General features: G+C 42.8%; 6 protein-coding genes. 4 read left to right on the top strand and 2 right to left on the bottom strand.

What is annotated here, in order from left to right; translation table 11 throughout:
- Both J6U00_RS12625 and J6U00_RS12620 read right to left on the bottom strand, forming a co-directional pair.
- Window positions 1-469: S1 RNA-binding domain-containing protein (locus J6U00_RS12625; protein ID WP_296582384.1), on the bottom strand; the 469-nt coding region annotated here is incomplete at its 3' end.
- 62 nt (window positions 470-531) lie between these two features.
- Window positions 532-888, bottom strand: a complete 357-nt coding sequence (locus tag J6U00_RS12620) for a hypothetical protein (RefSeq protein WP_296582382.1) — start codon at window positions 886-888, stop codon at window positions 532-534.
- 169 nt (window positions 889-1,057) lie between these two features.
- On the opposite strand from J6U00_RS12620, the gene J6U00_RS12615 reads away from it, so the two are divergent.
- Genes J6U00_RS12615 through coaE form a run of 4 tightly spaced genes read left to right on the top strand, consistent with a single transcriptional unit; the run spans window position 1,058 to window position 4,028 of the window.
- Complete coding sequence (locus J6U00_RS12615) at window positions 1,058-1,246, top strand: DUF951 domain-containing protein (RefSeq protein WP_296582380.1); 189 nt, start codon at window positions 1,058-1,060, stop codon at window positions 1,244-1,246.
- 48 nt (window positions 1,247-1,294) lie between these two features.
- Window positions 1,295-2,368 carry a peptide chain release factor 1 gene (prfA, locus tag J6U00_RS12610; protein WP_296582379.1) on the top strand — a complete coding sequence of 358 codons (1,074 nt, stop codon included), beginning with the start codon at window positions 1,295-1,297 and terminating at the stop codon, window positions 2,366-2,368.
- Between the two features lie 5 nt (window positions 2,369-2,373).
- Window positions 2,374-3,387: an L-threonylcarbamoyladenylate synthase gene (locus tag J6U00_RS12605; RefSeq protein ID WP_296582377.1), complete on the top strand. Its 1,014-nt coding sequence runs from the start codon at window positions 2,374-2,376 to the stop codon at window positions 3,385-3,387.
- The gene (gene coaE / locus J6U00_RS12600) at window positions 3,384-4,028 is read left to right on the top strand and encodes a dephospho-CoA kinase (RefSeq protein ID WP_296582376.1); all 645 of its coding nucleotides are present in this window, start codon (window positions 3,384-3,386) and stop codon (window positions 4,026-4,028) included. The genes J6U00_RS12605 and coaE overlap by 4 nt, the downstream gene beginning before the upstream one ends.
- The last annotated feature ends 168 nt before the right edge of the window (window positions 4,029-4,196 follow it).

Below are 4,196 nucleotides of genomic sequence, written 5' to 3'. Positions count from 1 at the left end.
TAGCGTCTATAGGTATAAGTGAAGGAATACCGCAGCCTATATCCACAAAGCAGCCAAATTGCTCAAGATGAGTGACTTTTGCTTCAATTATATCGCCTTTTTTCATATTTAATATATAATTTCTACGACATTCCTCCTGGGCGGCTTTTCTTGAAAGTACAGCGATGACCTCACCGCTTTCGTCAAGCTCCATACTTCTGACCTTAAAGCACACTATTTTGTTTACCCGTGATATAAGTGCTATATCACGGGTTTTTCCTTCCTTTATTCCTATCGCTCCCTCTTCACGACTGATAATACCTTTTGCACACGGGAGCTCAACTATAAGATCGTGAGAGCTTGTACACAGCGTGACTTTGCCTTCGAGAATAATACTTTTTTCCATAGCCTTTGTAAGACCATCTATATCTGCAAGGTATCTACTGTTTGAGTCAGTGTTATAAAGAAAGCCTTCAGGTCTGTATTTCATGTTTGTACCTCCGTTATCGTTACATTGATACTTAATTCTATTCTCTGACCGGGAGAAATATTCTAACCAGCAAAACGAATATTTGTACCTCCCATAGCGTTGAGTACTGATATAACATTATCGACAGCTGCGCTTCCACATACAATGCAGGTTGAAGTAAGATATTTCTTTGGTGCCCTCGTAATAAGCTCGCTAGAAGCAGGAGAGCATATTACGTCTGTAAGATAATTGTTATGAGAATTATAATAGGTTGGGATAAGGGGAAAAGCCGAGTTGCCACTTTTATTCAATATGGCATCAGGACTTCTGTTATACATCATTTTTGCTGAATATACGTACCCTACGCTGTCTCTTACTCTTTTCATTGCAAATTCGGCAAGTTCTGCGTTTGCAAAATCGGCTGTTACTCTTGATATCATATTATAAATCCTTTCTAATTTTTGTATGTGTTCAATATGTTTAATTGGCAGTTTTTATTATTTTTCACCAAAATGAAAAAAATATACCTCCTAAATATTGATTTGACAGCGACTTTGCGGTATAATAAAAATGTTCGATTTTTATTTTCCATGAAAGGAGGATACTTCTTTGGATATCAGAGCCGGAGATATTCTTACTATGAAAAAGAATCATCCCTGCGGCGGCAATGAAATGTTCGTCATTCGTGCAGGAATGGACTTCAGACTCAGATGCGTGAAATGTGCAAGGGAATTTATGGTACCGCGCAACAAGATAGAAAAGAGTATCCGGAATGTCAAGCACGCCGATGAGGGTTAGCCGACTGCAACATTATTAGTATTATTTTACCATTAAGGAGAATACCAGATGTTTGAAAAGCTTGCAGTAATGGAGCAGAAATATGAGGAGATAAGCGAAAAGCTCTCCGATCCCGATATCGTAAACGATAATAAACTGTATACTCAGCTTATGAAGGAGTTCAAAATGATGACTCCAATAATCGAGAAATACAGGGAATACAAAAAGGCTCAGACTTCCTTTGACGAAGCCAAGGAGCTTCTTGAGACCGGCGGACTGGACAAAGAGTTCAAGGAGATGGCTCAGACAGAGTTTGATGAGTCACGCGAGGCAATGCAGACTATAACACAGGAGCTTAAGGTATTGCTTCTGCCTAAGGATCCAAATGATGATAAAAGTGTTATAATTGAAATAAGAGGCGGCGCAGGTGGCGAGGAGGCTTCACTCTTTGCTAATTCACTGTACCGTATGTATACGATGTATGCCGAGACAATGGGCTGGAAACAGGAAGTGCTAAGCGCTAATCCTACCGAGCTTGGCGGCTTCAAGGAAATAAGCTTCTCTATAGAAGGCGAAGGAGCTTATTCACGCCTGAAGTATGAAAGCGGAGTACACCGTGTACAAAGAGTCCCGGAAACAGAATCACAGGGGCGTATTCATACCTCAACAGTTACCGTGGCAGTCCTTGTCGAGGCAGACGAGGTGGAGCTTGATATTAATCCCACGGATCTGAAAATAGACTATTTCCGCGCAAGCGGTGCAGGCGGACAGCATATAAATAAAACAGAGTCCGCTGTAAGGATAACATATCTGCCTACTAATACGGTTGTGGAGTGTCAGGACGAAAGAAGTCAGCATAAGAATAAAGATAAAGCTATGAAGATTCTGCGCTCGAGGATTTACGAGGCAATGCAGGAGGAGCAAGACGCAAAGATTGCATCGGAGAGAAAAATGCAGGTCGGTACAGGCGACCGCTCCGAGAGGATCAGAACATACAATTATCCGCAGGGACGTCTTACGGATCACCGTATAGGTCTGACTATTTACAGACTTGAGGATATCCTTAACGGAAATCTTGATGAAGTGTTTGATGCGCTTGCAACTGCCGATCAGGCTGCCAAGCTCGCAAATCAGGAAGCGTAGTTTTTATGGAAACAGTTTTACTAAGCGACAGTGATATTGATCTTAAAAAAGCGGCTGAATTTATAAAAAGCGGTGATATAGTAGGCATACCTACGGAAACTGTATATGGACTCGGAGCCGACGCTTCCAATGAAGAAGCAGTTCGCAAGGTGTTTGAAGCCAAGGGCAGGCCAGCCGACAATCCACTTATAGTTCATCTTGCAGATTTTTCACAGGCAGTAAGCTTTACAAGGACTATTCCGCCCCTTGCTTATAGGCTTGCAGAGCGCTTTTGTCCTGGACCGCTGACTATGGTGCTTCCAAAGAATGAGAGTATACCTATGATAACATCAGGCGGACTTGATACAGTCGGTATCAGAGTGCCGTCGCATCCTGTGATGCATAGGATAATAGAGCTTGCTGGCAGACCTATAGCTGCTCCGTCAGCCAATACGTCAGGTTATCCTAGCCCTACCTCAGCAGAGCACGTTATGCGAGATATGAAGGGAAGGATATCGGCTATTGTGGATGGCGGTAGCTCCGAATTCGGAGTTGAATCAACCGTTATTGCAATAGAAGGGGACAGTTCCGTAAGGATACTTCGACCCGGATGTGTCACAAAGGAAATGCTGTCAGAGCTGTGCAACGAGGTTATAATAGACCGCGCAATACTTCACGAGCTTGAAGCAGGTCAGAAGGCTGCTTCACCGGGAATGAAGTATAAGCATTATTCTCCCAGGGCTCATATAATAATGGTAGAGGGAGAACTTGAAAGTTTTATTGATTATGTGGGTGCAAATAACGGCGAAAGTGTTTATTCGCTTATATTTGACAAAGACGCAGATAAATTCCCTTACAGGTATATGACTTATGGAAGTAGCAGCTCTGAACAGGCGCATCTTATCTTTCAGAGGCTCAGGGAGCTTGACGACGTAGGTGCAGAAAGAGTCTATGTCCGTGCTCCAGAAACAGACGGGGTAGGACTTGCAGTATATAACCGCCTTATTAGGGCGGCAGGATTCGAGGTGATAAGGATATGAACAGTTTGAACGGCGTTATGGTCGTTGGTCTGACAGGACAGACAGGTGCAGGCAAAAGCACAGTCTCAAAAGTGTTTGCTTCAAACGGCTTTGCTGTCATCGATGCGGATCAGGTAGCGAGAAAGATTGTCGAAAAGGGTACTAAGTGCCTTGACGAGATAGCTGATCTTTTCGGTCAATCCGTCATAAATGAGGACGGAACTTTGAACAGAAAGGGACTTGCTGGGATAGTTTTTTCAGACAAGTCAAAGTTAGAAGCTCTCAATACCATTACATATCCTTATATCACTGGGGAGATACTACGTCAGATAAGAGTGCATTCTTTAAAGGGAGAAAAACTTATACTTCTAGACGCCCCCACTTTATTTGAGAGCAGAGCTGATGATTTCTGCGAGATAATTATTTCGGTGCTTGCTGATGCCGATATCCGCAGAAAGCGTATCATATCCCGCGACAGCCTTACTTCTGAGCAGGCGACGAAACGAATGAATTCCCAGCTTGACGAGGACTTCTTCCGTAGCCACTCGGACTATATAATACATAATAACGGTTGTATGGAAACTGTAAACGGAATAGCATGGGAAGTATCGGGCAAGATAAGAGAATTGTTTAATAATAAGCAAATACCCCAGGCACAGTAGGATAAGATTAATTATATGATGTATTTGATGAGAAGGGAGTAATTCAATCATGGCAGGAAAAAAGGATGCTGTCAAGGCACTTAAGGAAAAGCTTCTTATGGACCGAAAAAATGTCTATCATCTTGTTTCAGACAAGGATATCAAGGCTTGTGGAAAGTTCTGTGAGGG

This window comes from Ruminococcus sp. (assembly GCF_017650195.1).
Lineage (GTDB): Bacteria > Bacillota > Clostridia > Oscillospirales > Ruminococcaceae > Ruminococcus.
The sequence above is the reverse complement of the archived record's forward strand: the minus strand, read 5'-3'. Positions and strand labels throughout refer to the sequence as shown.

Bases quoted from the DNA above. Each gene is read 5' to 3' on its own strand.
- J6U00_RS12620 (WP_296582382.1), bottom strand. From the start codon at position 888: ATGATATCAAGAGTAACAGCCGATTTTGCAAACGCAGAACTTGCCGAA.
- prfA (WP_296582379.1), top strand. From the start codon at position 1,295: ATGTTTGAAAAGCTTGCAGTAATGGAGCAGAAATATGAGGAGATAAGC.
- J6U00_RS12605 (WP_296582377.1), top strand. From the start codon at position 2,374: ATGGAAACAGTTTTACTAAGCGACAGTGATATTGATCTTAAAAAAGCG.
- coaE (WP_296582376.1), top strand. From the start codon at position 3,384: ATGAACAGTTTGAACGGCGTTATGGTCGTTGGTCTGACAGGACAGACA.